We start from the raw sequence: 19,475 nt of genomic DNA, 5'->3' as shown, positions 1-19,475 counted from the left end.
ATGAGATTAATATTGGATAAAATAATTGCCTTCCTGCTGGTTACGATAGCTATAACAGGATGCTCCAAAAGTTTTTTGGATCGTCCGCCCCTGTCGCAGATAAGTGCTGATAATTTTTATCAAACTACGGGTGATCTCAGGTTGGCAACAGCTGCATTGTATGCTGGTACACCCTGGGCCGACTGGAACTATACTTGTTATTTACCTGTTGGCGAAGTGCTGAGTGGAAATATGGCGGTTGGTTATTGGGGAGATGCTGTGCAGCTGAATACTTTTACAGTTACTGGTTTAAATGGTATCATGATTTCCAATTGGAAAGGAATGTATAATATCATTGCACACTGTAATGTTACCATCAATGCCATCGCGCAAAAAGCGCCGGCTTCCATCACTGATAAGGACAAAAATGCTGCTATCGCTGAAGCCCGCTTCATACGTGGATTTGCTTATTATAACCTGGCGGTATTATGGGGGGCTGTACCCGTTATTGAAGATAACAGCCAGCTGATTGTATCTCCATTGATTAACCGTATAAAAACGGAGGATGTATATAAATTCGCCATTAACGACCTGGCTTTTGCAGCTGCAAATCTCCCGCCTACTGATGCCGCCGGAAGGGTAACTACCTGGTCGGCACAAGGCATGTTAAGCAAGGTTTATTTGACAGTAGCCGGATTAAATCAGCAGGGAGGTACCAGAAACCAGGCTTACCTGGATAGTGCAAAAAAATACGCCGGGAATGTGTGTAAAAACAGTGGCCGGGCACTCGTAAATAATTATGCCGACCTCTTTAAAACCCAGTTTAACGACAATCCGGAGTCATTGTTTGCATTGCAGTGGGCCCCGGGTGGAGGTTGGTTGGAAGGAAATATGCTGCAGATCTATTCTCCGGGAGGTGTAGAAATATCTGCCAATGGCTCGGCTGGCTGGTTTGCTATTAGCCCAACCATAGATATGTACCAACTTTACAAAGCAAAGGATTCTGTAAGGCGTAAAGCCACTTTTATGATTAACGGGGATTATTACCCGGAGTTGAACGCAGCAGGCGGAGGATTTAAGTATACAGGCAGTTCTGGATTGAAGAAGCATATTATCGGCACGAACAAGGATAATAGTGCCCCAACTATGACGCTGACTTCCTCCACAGAGCATAATGCATTATTAAGACTGGCGGATGTTTACCTCATTTACGCTGAAGCCATACTCGGTAACAGTGGTTCTACTGCGGATGGCGAGGCGCTTCACTACTTTAACGAAGTTCGTACAAGGGCCGGGATGGCTCCTGCTCCCAGAATAGATATTGACTCCGTAATTATTGAGAGAAGAATTGAACTGGCGGGAGAAGGACAATATTGGATAGACCTGGTTAGATTATCTTATTATAACCCAGTCAAGGCAATCAGCAAATTAAATGGAGAAAGGCGTGCACCATTTACCATTTCGAATGGTGTTATAACGCCAGGAGATCCATATGGTATTGTTACGCCTGCAACTATTCAAAGTTTCACTTTTCCAATACCTTCTTCTGAGGTTACGGCCAATCCAAAATTGTTGGAAGCTCCGGTGTCATATTATTAAGAACTACTAAAAACATTATACCGTGAATAAAATACTATTCAACCAACGCTATTGGAGGTTGCCGTTTTTGGCGCTTGCTGCTGTTTTTGCACTGATGCAATCAGCCTGTAAGAAAGATGTAACTGAAGCAGCTCCAGTTATAACCTGCGTTAGAAATTATGCAGCTTCTCCTGCCGATACGCTTGTTAATTCAATCATTACCGGGCAATGGGTGGTGCTCGTCGGGCATAACTTAAAGGATGCGGTACAGATCTCTTTCAACGGCGTACCCGCTACTATCAACAGCATCATGTTTTCAGATACCAGTGCTACCGTATTGGTACCGGCTGTGATACCATTTCCGTCGGTACCTGCAGAAAGTCTGAATACCATCCGTTATGTTACCAGGCATGGGGCTACCACTTTTACATTCGGCATCGTGGCTCCACCACCTACTATTACCAGCATTTCCAATGAAAATGCCAAAGCGGGCGATTCCGTTTATATCTATGGGTTAAATTTATTTTTTATAAACGAATTGACTTTTGCCGGCACGCCAATAACCGATTATGCTGCCGCCGGCGATGGTACGTCCATCGGATTTAAACTGCCAACGCTTACACAAAGCGGCCCCGTAGTGATCAACACAAAATCCGGCATAGTGTCCACCGCCTTTAATGTAAACGATCCCACGACTGGGGTTCTCTGCGATTTTGATAATATCAATACGCTCAGCTGGGGCACCGGCACTGATAACAGCAGCACCAATTTTCCTGGCAACAAGGGCTATTATGCAGTGTTAAATAATGACGTGCTGCCTGCCGGCGATGGTAACTGGTGGAACTGGCAACGGAGTATAAATACCAACGACGTGCAGTGGATTCCGGTTGATAGTTTAAGCGTTCCTATTGATCAATATGCCATTAAGTTCGAGATCAGTGTTCCCACTGCATGGACCGGCACTTCTATTTATGTACTAAAAGGTAACTCATTTGATTATATGGCCCGTTATGAGCCGTGGCAAAGCGCCGATGGCGTTATTCCCTTTGTCACGAAGGGTTGGCATACAGTAACCCTTCCGTTATCAGAGTTCAGGGGCAGTGACGGTAAAGGTACGGCAGCGGCAAGTCTGACCACTTTACTGGGTAGCTCAGCTAAAGGATCTGTAAATATTCATACTAAAAACTTTTCTGCATCTCCCTCGGCTTCCGGTTTAAAAGCCGCTATAGATAATATCAGGGTGGTAAAAATTAAATAGCAGGAAAAATTTTTAACCAAATATCATGATTATGAAAACCAGAAACTTGTATGGACTTATCGGACTTGTGGTGTCCGCTGTAATGTTTGCTTATTGTAGTAAGAAGAGCGTCGTCACGCCTGAATTGTCAGTTTCTTCATCTGAAATTGCTTTTCAGGCAGATGGCGGCGCTTCCGATGTAACCATTGCCAGTAACGTGGTATGGAATATTAATAACCCCGCTTCTTCCTGGTTGCAGGTAAGCCAGTCGACCGGTAGCGGCAGCAAGGCTTCTATCCGGTTGACCACCGTTCCCAATACCACAGGCGCAGCGCGCTCCGTTGTACTGGAGGTGAATGCCGGAAGTAGCCAGCTGCGCAGGGTTAAAGTAACGCAGGCCAGCAGCATATACCCGGGCTACAATACATCGCCGGCACCGGCCAATTCAACCGGCATGGGAAGTAACGCGGTGCAGTTGGCCGCTAAATTTAAACTGGGCTGGAACATTGGCAACACCCTGGAAGCTATTGGCGGAGAAACCGCCTGGGGAAATCCTTTGATCAGCGAAAGCTATATACAGGCGGTAAAACAGCAGGGATTTACTGCCATCCGCCTTCCATGTTCATGGAACCAGTACTCCGACCAAACTAACGCTAAGATCCAGGATACCTGGCTCAACAGGGTAAAACAGGTAGTTCAGTATTGTGTGAATAACGATATGTATGTTTTACTCAATATCCACTGGGATGGTGGTTGGCTGGATGCCAATATCAACAGCGCAAAGAAAGATTCCGTTAATGCCAAACAAAAAGCATTCTGGGAACAGATTGCTACTACCATGCGTGATTTTGATGAGCATGTGATGTTCGCCAGCGCCAATGAACCTCCCGCTGAAAATGCGGAGCAGATGGACATCCTCAACAGTTATCATCAAACTTTTATCAATGCAGTCCGTTCCACCGGCGGACGTAACAGCTACCGTGTACTGGTGGTGCAGGGGCCGTCAACCGATATTGATAAAACCAATAACCTGATGAATACGCTCCCCACAGATGCAGTGAGTGGTCGCATGATGGTGGAAGTACACTATTACACGCCATACCAGTTCTGTTTAATGGATGCTGATGCTTCCTGGGGTAAAATATTTTACTACTGGGGCGCCGGACATCATTCTACCATTGAACCTGACAGGAACGCCACATGGGGAGAAGAAGGTGATGTAAATACCGCCTTTGGCAAAATGAAAACCAAATTCACAGACAAACAGATTCCTGTTATAATGGGTGAATACGGCGCTTACAGACGTGGCGGCAGCAATTATGTGCCCAAAGATCTGGCCACCCATAACGATGCCGTGGATTATTGGTTGACCTATGTAACCAGGCAGGCAATCGCCAATGGTATTAAACCCTTTTTCTGGGATACAGGTGGCGCTTTGGACAGACGAAATAATACCGTGCGTGATCAACGCACTATTGATGCGCTTGTAGCTGGTGGCAGATAATTCACCGGCAGATAAATTGTTTCCGGAATGTATAAGGGATGAAGTTTAACGAATCCCTTATACATTTCTTTCGTAAAAACAGGTATGGTTGCGATTGAACGTATTGAAACAGGAAATTAACATAAATGAAAAAAATAGTAAGGCAGTTAGCACTCGGTTTTACCGGCATAATGATGACAGGTATAGCCAGTGCGCAGCTGGTGGTAAACGACAAAATGCAGGAGGAGAAGATCCACTCATTAATCAGGCAGATGACCCTGGAGGAGAAAGTTAGTCTCCTGCATGGGAATTCAAAGTTTTATGTATCAGGAGTAAAAAGATTGGGTATCCCTGAATGGGCATTGAGCGACGGGCCTCATGGCGTGCGGGCAGAAATAAACCGGCACGACTGGGCCTATGCAGGATGGACCAATGATTCGGCCACCTGTTTTCCTCCGGGCACAGCGCTGGCTGCCACCTGGAATCCCAGGCTGGCTTATGAGCGGGGAATTGTATTGGGTGAGGAAGCTCGCTTCCGGAAAAAAGATATTTTACTCGGACCGGGTATCAACATTATCCGTTCGCCGCTTTGCGGAAGAAATTTCGAGTATATGAGTGAAGATCCGTTTCTTATCTCAAGAATGTCGGTTGCTTATATCAAAGCGTTACAGTCAAAAGATGTGGCGGTAAGCGTAAAACACTGGCTGGCCAATAACCAGGAGGAGCACAGGGATTCTATCGATGTATACATGAGCGAAAGAGCATTGCGTGAAATTTATTTACCAGGATTTAAAGCATCCGTAACGGAAGGCGGCGCCTACACGGTAATGGCGGCGTACAATAAATTCAGAGGCGACTGGTGTTCTGAAAATAAATACCTGGACAGGGAAATCCTTCGTAAAGAATTTGATTTTAAAGGGGTGTTAATGACGGATTGGGCGGCTGCACATTCCACTGTAAAGGCTGCTTTAGCCGGGCTTGACCTGGAAATGGGCACAGATAAAAAAGATTACAACGAATGGTATTTTGCGAATCCGCTGATCAAGGCAGTAGAAGAAGGAAAAGTGCCTGTTGCTGTTGTTGACGAAAAGGTTGCCAATGTGTTGCGGGTAATGATAAAAACAAAAATATTTGATGAAGGAAACCGGGAGAAAGGGAAAATGAATACGCCGGAACATCAGCAGGCGGCATATAACGATGCAGCGGAAGCAGCTGTATTATTACAAAACAACGGAAACATACTTCCACTTAATTTCAGTAAAATAAAATCAGTGGCGGTTATTGGCGATAACGCCACCCGCAGGCATTGTGACGGAGGACTTAGTTCCGAAATAAAATCGTTGTACGAAATTACCCCGCTTGAAGCCATCCGGAAAAAGTTTGGGGCTACCGTGAAAGTGAATTTTGCACAAGGGTATGCCAGACAATCCACTTTCAAAGAAGGCAGTAATGCCGGCCAAACAAGCGCAGATAAGATTGATTGGAAATTGATTGAGGAAGCTGTTGAAGTTGCAAAACAGTCGGAAGTAGTGATCGTTTTCGGAGGATTAAATCATGATTTTGATACAGAATCTTTCGACAAGCAGAATATGGATTTACCTTATGGGCAAGATGTTTTGATTCGTGAGGTTGCCAAAGCAAATCCTAATACAGTGGTGGTTATTATTGCCGGATCACCGGTAAAATTATCGGGCATTGTTCAGCGGGTGCCTGCTATATTGTGGTCGTGGTTTGGCGGCATGGAAGGCGGCAATGCAGTAGCCGATCTGTTGAGTGGTAAAATAAATCCCTCTGGCAAACTTCCTTTCACATTACCGGTATCACTGGATCAGTCACCTGCACACGCATTGGGTAATTTCCCGGGAAGAAATCTTATTGTAAATTATGAAGAAGATATCCTGGTCGGATATCGTTGGTTTGATACAAAGAAAATCGTTCCCCAGTTCCCATTTGGTTTTGGTCTTTCTTATGCAGGCTTCTCGATTAATAATTTTTCTACAGACAAAAGTAATTACGGGAAAGGAGAAACCATTCACGCAAAATGCACTGTAAGAAACACGGGTTCCCGCGCCGGAGCAGAAGTGGTACAGCTGTATGTCAGTGATCCGGTTTGTTCTGTGTTGCGTCCTGAAAAGGAATTGAAGGGTTTTGAGAAGATTTTCCTGCAGCCTGGCGAATCAAAAACAGTTGAGTTGACAGTGAAAATTTCAGATCTGGCGTTTTATGACGAAACAAAAAAAGCCTGGAATGTAGAAGCTGGCGATTTTGTATTACACATCGGGAATTCATCACGTGATATTTCAAAATCGGTGAAAGTTTCGGTTAAGTAGTTAAATACAATGGCCTTAACCCATTTTTCCGGGATAGCGCCGCTGCTAAATAAAAAACAATGAATCTTCAGATGAATAAACGTGCAATACTTGTTATTATAACCATTTTAATCTCAGGATTGAATGCAACCTCGCAGGTAGCCAATCGATTTTTTCCTGAGAAGGATCTCACCACTACCGGCATCTATTATTATCCTGAACACTGGAACGAAAACCAGTGGGAACGGGATATAAAGAGAATTGCAGATATGGGCTATGAGTTTGTACATCTGGCCGAATTTGCCTGGTTTAAAATGGAACCCGAAGAAGGGAAATTTGAATTTGCCTGGCTCGACAAAGTGATAAGCCTCTGCGCTAAATACAATTTGAAAGTGCTGATGTGTACTCCTTCCGCAACTACACCGGCCTGGATGAGAGCAAAGTATCCTGAAACTTTTGTGATGGATGGCCATTACATCCGTGGTGAGCACGGCACACGCGGATTAGGATCTATCGTTAATCCGGCCTATCGCAAATTTGTAGAAATAGTGGTGGTTGAAATGGCCCGCCGTTATGGTCAGAACAAAAATGTAATTGGCTGGCAACTTGATAACGAGCCTGATGCCAAACCCGATTACAGTCCGTCTTCGCAGGAGGCATTCAGGCAGTGGCTGCAATACAAATACAAAACGGTAGATGCGTTAAATGCTGCCTGGGGAACCGCTTTCTGGAGCCAGTGGTATAATAATTTTAGCGAGGTTATTATTCCCAATACCAACCTGGTAGGCTGGTGGGGCAATAATCCGCACGCCTTGCTTGATTTTAAAAGATACTCGGCAGATGTACAGGCGGAGTTCCTCGATTTTCAGGCAGCCACATTACGGCGCTCCATTTCGAAGGACCAGTTTGTAACGACGAATTATACGGCCGTTTCCACAGGTGCTGATCCGCGGCGGACAAAACAGCTTGACTTTGCAACCTATACGGCCTATCCCAATGGAGGTACCAACAATATCGGTGATCTCGGATTCAGGCTGGGAAACAGCAGGGTTATCCTGTTTGCTGCCGAATATTATAAAGCAGTTGGCGGGGTATCCGGCGTCATGGAAATTCAGCCGGGCCCGGTAAACTGGGGCAATTACAACCCCTTGCTTTTACCAGGTACCGTACGTATGTGGCTGTACCACACATTTGCAGCAGGCGGAAAGCTTGCCAGTTCCTACCGGTTCCGTCAGATCAATTATAGTTCAGAGCAATATCATGCCGGCGTAATGCAAACAGATGGTGTAAGTCCTTCGCAGGGCGGTGTGGAGTATATGCAATACATGAAAGAAATAAAAGAGCTGCGGAAACAATACAAACCCGGCGCTTCAATGCCTGAAAAACTGGCTGCACGGTCAACGGCTATTCTTTGGAACCTGGAAAATTACTGGACCATCGACCGGCAGAAACAGACTTGGCAATGGGATACCTGGAATTACCCGATTAAGTTCCTGGAGATAGCAAAATCATTTGGTGCACCCGTAGATCTGGTCGCGGAAACGGCTGATTTGTCGAAATACAAATTTGTGATTGTCCCGGCGTACGAAATGGTTGATAGTGCTTTGGTGAAGAAGTGGAAGGAATATGCCGCAAACGGAGGACACCTGATTATTACCTGCCGCACAGCCACCAAAAACCGCATGGGACATTTCTGGGAGGCAGAATGTGCCGCTCCCATATCCACGCTGATAGGAGCGCAGGTGAAAGCAACCGATATGCTTTCAGGCAGCGCCAAAGGAGATATCCTTATGGGATCTACCCATTACAGCTGGAACAACTGGGCCGATTTACTGGCGCCGGATAAAAACACGGAAACCCTTGCAGTATTTGATAACCAGTTTTATAAAGGAAAAACAGCAGTGGTAAAACATAAGGTTGGCAAAGGTGCTGTTACCTATATCGGTGTGGATACAGATGATGCCAGACTGGAAGCGGACGTACTGAAACAGGTTTATACCGGCGCAGATGTTACCACTGAAAATTATCCTCCCGGCGTATTTGTTTACTGGCGGGATGGGTTTTATGTGGCTGTAAATTATTCCTCGGATAATTATGAAATGAAAATACCCGCCGGAGCCAAAATACTGATCGGGAGCAAAGTACTGGAGCCAGCGGGTGTATTGGTTTGGAACGAATAAAAGTAACATTATGAAAAATAAAATGAGTAACAGGTATTTATTTATTTTGATTGTATTTATTGTGGCCGGTCATATCTGCCTGGCGCAAACAGGTAAGGGTTCTTTTAAAACGGACTCTGTTCCCACGTTTCCTGATCCGCCGGCCGGATTTAATGTGCAGCGTAGTAATGTACCTCACGGAAAATTAACCATCGTTCAGTACGATTCAAAAACGCTTGGGAAACGCCGGGAAATGAATGTATATACGCCTCCGGGATATTCTGCTGACAAGAAATATCCTGTGCTGTACCTGTTGCATGGTTTGGGAGCAGACTATCGTCAATGGACGGAATGGTGCCAGGCAGATAACATTATGGATAACCTGATTGCAGATGGTAAAATTCAGCCTGTAATAATGGTTTTCCCAAACTGCGATTCAAAGCTGACAGTGACAGATACATCAACAGCAAACCGTTCCGGGAGGGCGGATGGTTTTGAAGGGTACAGGAAACCATTTGAAGAGGATTTATTGAAAGATATAATTCCTTACATCGATGCACATTATTCCACTATTAGTGACGCTGAACATCGTGCTATAGCAGGTTTGTCGATGGGTGGAGGACAGTCGTTGAATATAGGTTTGTACCACCTGGGAACTTTTGCCTACATCGGCGGATTTTCTTCTGCCCCTAATACGAATATGTTCGGTGGCATGTATACCGATGTGAGATTTGTGCCGGATACTAAAGTGGCCCGGAAAAAGTTGAAACTGTTATGGATAGCATGTGGCAACAAAGACGGTCTTTTTGGGATTAGCGAAAAGGCCCATCAATATCTTAATGAAATAGGTGTCACCCATGTTTGGAATGTGGATACTAACGGGCATGACAACACGGAGTGGGATCGTAACCTGTATCTATTTTCTCAGCGCATTTTTTAAACGGTTATAGAAAGGTAAATATACTTAAAGATGAAAAGAATTTTATTACTGTTAATGCCGCTGCTTTTATCCATTTCAGGAATACTGGTAGCTCAAACCACAAAACAAAAGCAGCCGGCCACACAGGAAAGGATTATCAATATTGACTTCAACAAAACATCCGGAAAGCTGAACAGGATGTTTAATGATTGTGTTGGCGCTGGCCGTGCCAATGAAGGGCTCCGGGCAGATTGGCAACAGCAGCTGGCATATGTAAGAAAGGAATGCGGTTTCAGATACATCCGTATGCACGGTCTTTTAACAGATGATATGGCTGTATATACAGAAGATAGTAAAGGCAACCCGGTGTACAGCTATATGTACATTGATGCTTTATTCGACTATTTACAAAGTATTGGCATGAAACCCTTTGTTGAACTGGGTTTTATGCCTTCCGCACTGGCCAGTGGTTCTAAAACAATCTTCTGGTGGCGCGGTAATGTAACTCCACCAAAGGATTACGAAAAGTGGGCAGCATTGGTGCGGGATCTTACCAGGCATTTTACGGAGCGTTACGGCGCAGAGGAAGTGAAAACCTGGTATTTCGAAGTTTGGAATGAGCCAAACCTGGGTGGTTTCTGGGCCGGTACGCAAGAAGACTATTTCAAGTTATACTCCTATAGTGCAAAGGCCATTAAAAGCGTTAATTCATCTTATCGCGTTGGAGGTCCAGGAACAGCCGGGGCTGCCTGGGAACCTGAAATGATTGCCTACTGCAATAAAAATAGTGTACCGATAGATTTTATAAGCACGCATGCCTATGGCGTAAAGCAGGGATATCTCGATGAATTTGGCAACTCGGGCACAGTACTCGACAAAAATCCCATGAGCGTTAGCGGTGATGTGCTTCAATCACGTAAGGAAATTGCCGGTTCTGCTATGCCAAACCTGGAGCTTCACTACACCGAATGGAGTGCCTCTTATACCCCGGCAGATCCTATCCACGACAGCTATCACGAAGCTGCGTATGTTTTGCAGAAATTAAAACAGGTGGGTAAGGCCGCCAATTCAATGTCGTATTGGGTTTTTACGGATATTTTTGAAGAACCCGGTCCCCGTTTTACACCGTTCCACGGAGGCTTTGGCATGCTGACTACGCAGGGTATTAACAAACCTGTATTCTATGCTTACCAGTTTTTGAACAGGCTGGGAGATATGGAATTGGTAAATAGCGATTCCACTTCATGGGTATGCAGGGATGCTGCAGGAAATATCCAGGCACTCGCCTGGGATTTTACCCATACTCACCCGGGAGATTCCGTACATAATCAGCAATACTATATCCGTGATCTTCCTTCAAAATCAAAAGGAAAGTTGAAGGTCAATATTGCAAATGTACCGGATGGTACCTATACCCTGGAAGTATACAAAGTAGGTTACCATAGCAACGATGCTTATTCCACTTATCTCTCTATAGGAAAACCGGCACAGCTTAACAGGCAGGAAGTTGAACAAATTAAGAAGCTAAATGATGGTTCGCCCGTTACCAGGGAAATTATTACTGTAAAAGCCGGGGTCCCTTTCACAAAGGAGCTGGAGATTCGGGAGAACGATGTTTTCTTCTTGAATATTATCAAACTGTAATGATTGCAAACAACTACTAAAAACAAAACCAATGATCAGGAAAACCCTTTTGTTTTTGTTGTGCCACATCATCCTTTATACAGCCGTTGCACAAAACGTTACTATTTCAGTTAATCCTACACAAAACAAACGCCTGATTTCCCCATACATATATGGCCGGAACGAAGGCTTTGATAAGCCTGCACAATTTTACAAGGATGCAGGTTTACGTTTCGCCCGTATGAATGGAGGTAATAACGCAACATGTTATAACTGGCGCAAAAAAATTACGGTCCATCCCGACTGGTATAATAATGTTTATGGTACCGATTGGGATGCTTACGCACAAAACATTGCGACCAATTATCCTGGTATGCAGGGAATGTTTGCCTTTCAATTACTGGGCAGGGCTGCATCCAACACCAGTAACAACTTCGATGATTGGGCTTTCAACCAGGCGCAGTATTGGGCCGGGGTTGGTCAGAATTTAGCTGGTGGCGGCGTACCCAATACTGCCAATCCTTCCGGTAAGGCGTTGGTAGAGGGGAATACCGATTTGTTTACGCAGACATGGCCTGCCGACTCCTCAGTGGGCATTCTTAATCATTGGTTTGGAGCCAATGGTTTAGGGCTAAACAGAAATCAATTTTTATACTGGAATATGGACAATGAAGTAGATATATGGAATGGCACACATGACTATGCTATGCCAACACAAATATCGGCTTCTGTTTTTATGGATCATTACATAGAATTAGCAAAGAAAGCAAAAGCTTTATATCCCGGCATCAAGCTCTGCGGGCCTGTTACAACCTCGGAATGGCAATGGTATAAATGGTCAAATGAAAGTTTATACATTAATGGCCGGTATTATTCCTGGATTGAGTATTTTATAAAACGTCTTGGAGATGAGTACAAAGCAACCGGTATCAAGCTGGTAGATGTTGTAGATATTCACAACTACCCCTGGTATAATAATGATGACGCTGCGGCATTACAAGGACACCGGATTTATTATGATACGACGTATGATTACCCGGGTTCAAACGGTATCAAAACAAGTACCGGCGGATGGGATGCGTCACTTACCAAACAATATATTTTCAAACGTATCGAGGGTTGGTTAACTGAACATTTTGGCGCCAACCACGGCATAACATGTGGTATAAGCGAATGGGGTACCATGTCAAGCAGCAACCCTAGCCTTGAATCTGTTATATATGCTTCGCATCTTGGTACATTTGCCAACAATGGGGTTGAATTCTTTTCGCCATGGAACTGGTCTGTTGGCATGTGGGAAACATTGCACCTTTTTAGCAGGAATGCAAAAAAGTATAGTGTTTCAAGTACTTCTTCTCTCGAAAACACGGTATCAGCTTACTCTTCAGTAAATGAAAATGCCGACTCGTTAACGGTGATGCTGGTAAACCGGGATAGAACTGCTTCCCGCACTGTTACCATCAATCTAAGTAATTTTACTGTTGCTGATGGGAATTATCAAACATTGCAGTTGTCGTCTTTACCGGCACAGGAAACTTTTGTGTCGCACACGCAGAATGCGCTGAGTCAAAATACAGTGGCGGTAAATTCAAATTCACTTACTATAACTGTACCGGCTCTTTCTACAACGGCAATTCTGCTGGTGAAAGCCGGAGGTGCTGCCAGTTACATTACGCTGACCAACCATGCTACCGGGTTAATGCTTGATGGTATGTACCGGTACTCCGATGGCGCCAATGCGGGGCAATGGAGTAGCAGTGGCAGTGATGCACAGCAATGGGCGCTGGAAACAAACGGAAGTTATGTAAAGTTGAAAAACCGCGCTTCAGGTCTGTATCTTGATGGTATGGGAAGAACCACCAGTGGTGGCCTGGCTGGTCAATGGAGCAATAGCAGCAGCTATAACCAGCAATGGCAACAGGAAACAGCCGGCAGCTATGTGAAACTAAAGAACCGTGCCACCGGGTTGTACCTGGATGGTTTGGGTCAGATTACCAACGGTGCCGATGCCGGTCAGTGGCCGGAAAGCAGTAGTTATAACCAGCAATGGACAACAGGGACTGTTGCACTGGCACGGAGATCGACGGTTATAGATACTTTATCATCATCACTTAAAATGTCTGAGCCTACCAGTAACAATGTGTCAGTATATCCAAATCCTTTCTCATCAACATTCAATATAATGATTGACAAACCTGCTGAGGTAGAACGGATTGCTATATTTGACGTTATGGGCAAGCAGGTTGAAATGGCGAAACGTATCTCAGTTTCAAGCTTAATGTCTATGGGAGGAGCCCTGAAAGCCGGTACGTATATAGTCCGGGTAGAAGCAGCAACATGGTTGAAGACATTTAAAATTGTTAAGGTAAATTAGCAGGAAATAGGTTCTCAAAATAATATTAACAATATGGTTCTTAGTACGATGAGGTATTTGCTGTGTGGAATCGTTTCTTTCCTGTGTTCAATCAGTATTAGCTATTCCCAGGTGAAGGCTCCCGGTCCATTTGGCCCGGTACCAACGGAAAATCAGATGAGATGGCAGGAAATGGAATACTATGCTTTTGTCCATTTTTCTTTAAATACTTATACAGATCAGTCGTGGGGATTTGGCAATGAAGATGTCAAATTATTTAACCCGCAAAAGCTGGACTGCCGTCAGTGGGCCCGTATATGCAAAGAAGCGGGTATGAAAGGAATAATACTTACGGTAAAACACCACTGCGGTTTTTGCATCTGGCCGTCTAAATACACGGAGTATTCTGTAAAAAATGCTCCCTGGAAAAATGGGCATGGAGATGTGGTGAGGGAAATGGCGGACGCCTGTAAAGAATACGGCTTAAAACTGGGAATATATTTGTCGCCCTGGGATAGAAACCACCCGGATTATGGAAAGCCTGAGTATATCACCTACTTCAGGAATCAGCTTACAGAACTGCTCACCAACTACGGACCAATTTTCGAAGTGTGGTTTGACGGGGCTAACGGCGGTTCCGGATATTACGGCGGCGCTAATGAAACCCGTACTATTGACCGCACTACTTACTACGACTGGCAGAATACATATAAACTGATCCGCAGGCTGCAACCGGATTGCGTGATATGGAACGATGGCGGCGACAGGGGAGACCTGCGCTGGGTAGGTACCGAAGATGGTTTAGTGGGTGAAACGAACTGGAGTTTACTAAACGGTAAGGGCGAGGTGGAATGGAATATGTTGCATCATGGCCTGGAGAACGGGGATTCCTGGGTGCCGGCCGAAGTAAATACTTCTATCAGACCGGAATGGTTCTATCATCCACATGAAGATAACCACGTAAAAACAGTGCCGCAATTAATGGAAACGTACTATAATTCTATAGGTCGCAACGGCACCTTGCTGCTAAATTTCCCGATTATGCCAAATGGGCTGATTCATCCAAATGATGAAAAAGCTGCGCTTGGATTGGCCAAAGCCGTAAAGGAAGCATTTGCCGTGAATCTTGCCACCAATAAGAAGGCGGAAGCCTCCAATGTTCGCGGAAATGCGAGGCAGTTTGGAGCAGATATGTCCATTGATAACAATAAGAATACCTACTGGACAACTGATGATGAGGTGACTAATGCGTCGCTAACGATAGATTTGGGTAAACCAACCACGTTCAACCGTTTCCTGGTTCAGGAATACATCCGGTTAGGACAACGTGTGAAAGCTTTCACGGTGGAGGCTTTTGTTGATGGAAACTGGAAACAGCTGGCAACAGCCACCACAATCGGATATAAGCGAATCCTCCGTTTCCCGGCTGTAAAGGCAACGCAGGTTCGTCTTAATATTACCGGTTCGAAAAGTAGCCCTTTAATTTCCAATATCGGCATTTATAATGCACCACAGATTCTCGCCGCTCCTTCCATTATCAGAAATCAATCCGGTGAAATAACTATCACTCCGGCGGATATGGAGTCGGTGGTTTACTACACGTTAGGTAGCGCGCAGCCTACTTCTAAATCAAAAAAATACACTGGTCCCTTTCAATCAGAAGGGAAACTGGAAGTAAGCGCTATTGCTTACGAACCAGCTACTGGTAAAAGCAGCCCTGTGTCCCGGGAGAAATTTGATATTTCCCGGAAGAACTGGAAAGTTATAGCACAAAATGATGAAAAGGCCAACCTGATCCTGGATGGAAATCCATTTACTGCATGGCATCAAAACAAAAACAAAGAAATGCCTATTGATCTGGTGCTCGATCTGGGAAGCGAGCAAAAGCTATGCGGTTTCAAATATCTGCCAGACCAGGGAAATACCTCCGGTGCAATTGCAAAGTATCAGTTTTTTGTTTCGCAGGATAATAAAGAGTGGAAGCTCGTAGATGAAGGCGAATTTGCCAATATAAAAAACAATCCATTATGGCAAACGAAGAGCTTTACAGCAGTAAAGGCCCGTTATATAAAGCTTCGCGCGGTGCGTGAAGTGAATGGTAACAATGATGCCGGATATGCGGAAGTAGATGTGATCACTCAATAGCTGATGTCTGCCCATATACTTTATATGCCGATTTAAATAAAATTTACAAGGATTGTAACGAATGAAAAAGATCAAAGCACGTTAATATTTTTTCTGAGAATCCCTGTTTATATTAAAGAGGATGTATCAAAAGTAATTTAACAGTTTTGAGAAACCGGGTAAATTACTTTTGATACATCCTTTTTATATATTCACTTATTTTGCCTGGATACTTTTGAAAAACGTATCCACCTCTTTCACCCACAATTCCGGCGCTTCCAACGCTGCAAAGTGGCCGCCTTTTTCCATGATGGTGAACCGTTTTACATTAGTTTTTCTTTCCGCCCATTCCCGTGGTGTTGGGGCATCACCGGGGAATATTGCAACGCCGGTGGGGGTATTAACCTTTTGGCCTGAGGCCAGTTGCTGAAAGGAGCCTACGGCATAAGTGCGCATGGAGGAGTTAATCGTTTGGCTTACCCAATAGATCATGATGTTGGTGAGTAGTTCGTCTTTTGTGAAATGATCTTCAATAGTGCCACCCGGAGTACCCCAGGTATTGAACTTCTCAACGATCCAGGACGCCAGGCCTACAGGGGAATCATTCAGGCCATAGGCCTGCGTTTGCGGTTTGGTGGCGTGCAGCATGGCATATGCACCTTCCCGGTACCACCATTGCTGTATAACCTGTCCGAATTCCTGCTCAGCTTTGGACATGGTACTCCAGTCTTCCGAACCGTTGGGATATCCCACGTCCGTCAGGTGGATGGCTGTTACATTTTCAGGATAAAGATTGGCGATTGATTTGGCGATGCCGCTGCCTACGTCGCCTCCGGCCACCAGGAAAGTCTGATAGTTGAGTACCTCTTTCATCAGCGTAGCAAAAATTTTTGCAGAACCGTCGTCTGTCATGGCTACATGACCGGAGAAACCGAAGCCGGGAATGGAAGGCACTATCAGGTCGTAGTCGTCTGTTAACAGGGGAATGACTTTGTAAAAGCGATAAAAACAGTCAGGCCATCCGTGTAAAAGCAGCAAGGGCCTGGCATTTGGGTTTTTACTTTTGATGTGCAGGAAATGAATGGGGAGGCCATCTATTTCCACTGTGAACTGTGGAAATTGGTTAAGGGTGGCTTCCTGCCTGCGCCAGTCGTACCCATTTTGCCAGTAGGCTACGAGGCTTTTGAGAAATTCAGGGTCAGTGCCGTATTGCCAGCCAATGTTTTCAGGCGCATCGGGCCAGCGGGTTTGGCGGAGACGGTTTTGGAGGTCGTCCAGTACAGTTTGTTGTACATCGATTTTGAAGGGCTTTACAATGAACATATTGTTATTTTTTTTGGTTTGCGCGTGGGAGGTTACTGTTATCGTTGCGATGACCAGTAAAATAATGAATTGTTTCATATCTGTGTGTTTGTTGAAACAAAATTATATACGGGTTGTGACAACAGTATGTCAGTTGCAAACCGGCAATTTTATTAATTTTTTTTGACTGCTTTTTAATGACTTTAGAAGATTGGCCCGGTTTGCTCCCTTAGCCCTGATCACATTGGTATCGGGCTTAAGGGAGACGTCAAATTCCCGGGATTTTAGGGGTTGAATATCTTATGGTTTATTATTCTGCTGCTATAACAAATCCTCCATTTGCATTTATGGAAACGGAGAGCATGCCGTTATCCGGGATAGCTGTTTTTTCCTGTTTCAACAGGTTTTTATCATCATCAGAGATCAGTATTGCTTTTTTCTTTTTAAGGAAGGATAAATTAAGAGGAAGGGTCTTTGCCGTGGATTCTCCATTCATTCCGGCAATAAACCATTTCGTGCCTTTCCGTCTGGCAATCACAACCAGTTTACCGGGGTAGCCGTCTATAAAGCGGGTTTCGTCCCAGGTATCAGGCAAGGTGCGCAGATAGTTTTTAGCAAAATCAGGTACATGCTCCATTCCTTCGGGAGACTCCGCCAGGTGTTGAATGCCGGATAGGAAAACAATGGTAGTGGCCAGCTCAAAAGCTGCTGTGGTTTTACGGACACTGGTTGATGGGATTTTGTAAAGATTCATGGGCGTAAAGTCCATCGGATCGAATACGTTCCGGGTAAAAGGCAGCATGGTGGCATGGTTTGCCTCCAGGTCCGCATCCTCCTGGCTGAATGTAATGTACTCAAAACCCCTCACTGCTTCGGCAGTCAGCAAATTCGGATATGTGCGCGCCCATCCTCTTGGCAGTGTTGCCCCATGAAAGTTTACCATCAGGTTATAGCGGGCTGCATCCTGCAGAATGTCGTGGTAATACTTTATCATTGACTGGCCATCGCCTCCAAAAAAATCGATCTTAACTCCTTTTATTCCCATCGACTGTATAGTGGAAAATTCCTTTTCCCTTGCTTCTTTGGTAAGAAGAATATTGCGGGGAGTATATTTTACCGTGTTCCAGTCGCCGGCAGAATTGTACCAAAGTATCAACCCAACATTTTTTTGCCTGGCATAATCCGCCAACTCCTTTATCTTTTCATAACCGATTTTCTGGTCCCAGTTTACGTCTATCAGGCAATACTGCCAATGCATATAGGAAGCAAAATCAATATATTTCTTCTGCTCATCGTAAACAATAAAATCATCTTTACTATTAATCCAGCTCCAGCTTGATTTTCCGGGCTTTATAAACGAAGTATTTGTAATAACGGAGGGAGTGGCAACGTCAGTACCCAATGTTGATTCCACGATGGTTTTTAATGAGCCAATGGTAACAATGCGCCAGGGAGAAAAGCTATTCATTTGCTGCCGCGGCAATAAGCCATCGTGATACATCACTTCCCGGGGATCGGGGAATTTTACCTGGTAGAGAGGGCTTCCTGCTTCACAATTGAGACGGGTAGCGCACCAGTCGGCTCCTACTGCGGCTTCCGTGATCAGCAGCCAGGTATTGTCCACTTTAAATAGTGCAGGATATACAAAGCCGGCGCCGAGTTTTGATGTTGTACCTACGGGAACATCCTGGTAATAGTGTTCTTCATAAGATGGGTTTGCCTTTTCCCAGCCGGATTGAGCAACGGCTATTGGTTGTATGAAGGCTTTGGCAGAGGAAGGAAATTTAAAAGAAGTGTTTTCGGAGCGGACAATCTTAATTTCCGGACCGTCTGAAAACTGGTACCTGAACGCAAGGCCATCATTTGAGACCTGGAATATAATGGTAAACTTCTTACCATCTTTATTCTGAAAGGTGAAACTGGTTTTTCTTGCCTCATATTGAATGGATGATCTTTTGCCACTCAGCATGTTGTAATGATCGTGTACTGTACTGGTAGCCGATACGGTAGTTAATTGTAAGCCATTGGAGAAATTGATTCCGTCAAGTTCAATTCCCAAAGGAGAGGGCTCTAACACCGTTGTCTTACTATATGTGACGGAGTACCGGGGAACACCGTTGTTGTCTACAAACACGGTCACTGCAATCTTTCCATCGGGACTGGATATTTGATTCGTTGCGAATAGCTGCAGGCAAAGCAATATTGGCAATGCCATCAGTATTATGGTTTTTTTCATCAATTGATTATTTTAATATTAATATCTAAAGAAGCAGGATGTTAGTAACAGGTAACGGTTTTTTCATGACGAAGAATTATTTGTATGGAACAATGCATCAAAATTATGCAGTTCTATTGAAAAGAAGGAGTGCAGATGTTTAGAATTAGGGTATGAAATGTTACAATTGTGCG

At 44.7% G+C, this 19,475-nt stretch carries 11 protein-coding genes; 9 read left to right on the top strand and 2 right to left on the bottom strand.

The window, feature by feature from the left end; all coding sequences use genetic code 11:
* The 9 genes from V7S65_RS16470 (at window position 1) to V7S65_RS16430 (ending at window position 15,785) form a co-directional block, all read left to right on the top strand.
* A complete protein-coding gene (locus V7S65_RS16470; RefSeq protein WP_079469162.1) occupies window positions 1-1,578 on the top strand; it encodes a RagB/SusD family nutrient uptake outer membrane protein in 1,578 nt (525 codons plus the stop codon).
* A gap of 22 nt (window positions 1,579-1,600) precedes the next feature.
* Window positions 1,601-2,815, top strand: coding sequence for a glycan-binding surface protein (locus V7S65_RS16465; RefSeq protein WP_336387304.1), 1,215 nt, complete (start codon window positions 1,601-1,603; stop codon window positions 2,813-2,815).
* A 31-nt stretch (window positions 2,816-2,846) separates the two neighbouring features.
* Entirely contained in the window at window positions 2,847-4,298 is a 1,452-nt protein-coding gene (locus V7S65_RS16460) for a cellulase family glycosylhydrolase (protein WP_336387303.1), read from the top strand.
* A 125-nt stretch (window positions 4,299-4,423) separates the two neighbouring features.
* A complete protein-coding gene (locus V7S65_RS16455) occupies window positions 4,424-6,607 on the top strand; it encodes a glycoside hydrolase family 3 C-terminal domain-containing protein (protein WP_336387302.1) in 2,184 nt (727 codons plus the stop codon).
* Window positions 6,608-6,726: 119 nt separating this feature from the next.
* On the top strand, window positions 6,727-8,766 hold the full coding sequence (locus V7S65_RS16450; protein WP_339546042.1) for a beta-galactosidase: 2,040 nt from the start codon (window positions 6,727-6,729) through the stop codon (window positions 8,764-8,766).
* Between the two features lie 10 nt (window positions 8,767-8,776).
* Window positions 8,777-9,685, top strand: coding sequence for an alpha/beta hydrolase (locus tag V7S65_RS16445; protein WP_336387300.1), 909 nt, complete (start codon window positions 8,777-8,779; stop codon window positions 9,683-9,685).
* Between the two features lie 30 nt (window positions 9,686-9,715).
* A complete protein-coding gene (locus V7S65_RS16440; RefSeq protein WP_336387299.1) occupies window positions 9,716-11,308 on the top strand; it encodes a GH39 family glycosyl hydrolase in 1,593 nt (530 codons plus the stop codon).
* Window positions 11,309-11,339: 31 nt separating this feature from the next.
* Window positions 11,340-13,661: an RICIN domain-containing protein gene (locus V7S65_RS16435; protein WP_336387298.1), complete on the top strand. Its 2,322-nt coding sequence runs from the start codon at window positions 11,340-11,342 to the stop codon at window positions 13,659-13,661.
* Between the two features lie 156 nt (window positions 13,662-13,817).
* Window positions 13,818-15,785, top strand: coding sequence for an alpha-L-fucosidase (locus tag V7S65_RS16430; RefSeq protein ID WP_336387297.1), 1,968 nt, complete (start codon window positions 13,818-13,820; stop codon window positions 15,783-15,785).
* Window positions 15,786-15,980: 195 nt separating this feature from the next.
* Here V7S65_RS16430 and V7S65_RS16425 read toward each other — a convergent pair whose 3' ends face one another.
* Complete coding sequence (locus V7S65_RS16425) at window positions 15,981-17,165, bottom strand: epoxide hydrolase family protein (protein ID WP_336387296.1); 1,185 nt, start codon at window positions 17,163-17,165, stop codon at window positions 15,981-15,983.
* Between the two features lie 211 nt (window positions 17,166-17,376).
* Window positions 17,377-19,302 (bottom strand): glycoside hydrolase family 97 protein, encoded by a 1,926-nt coding sequence (locus V7S65_RS16420; RefSeq protein ID WP_336387295.1) that lies wholly within the window; start codon window positions 19,300-19,302, stop codon window positions 17,377-17,379.
* Window positions 19,303-19,475 lie beyond the last annotated feature (173 nt).

It is taken from the genome of Chitinophaga sp. CCNWYY40 (assembly GCF_037483205.1).
Lineage (GTDB): Bacteria > Bacteroidota > Bacteroidia > Chitinophagales > Chitinophagaceae > Chitinophaga > Chitinophaga ginsengisegetis.
This window is presented reverse-complemented; position numbering and strand designations above follow the sequence as displayed.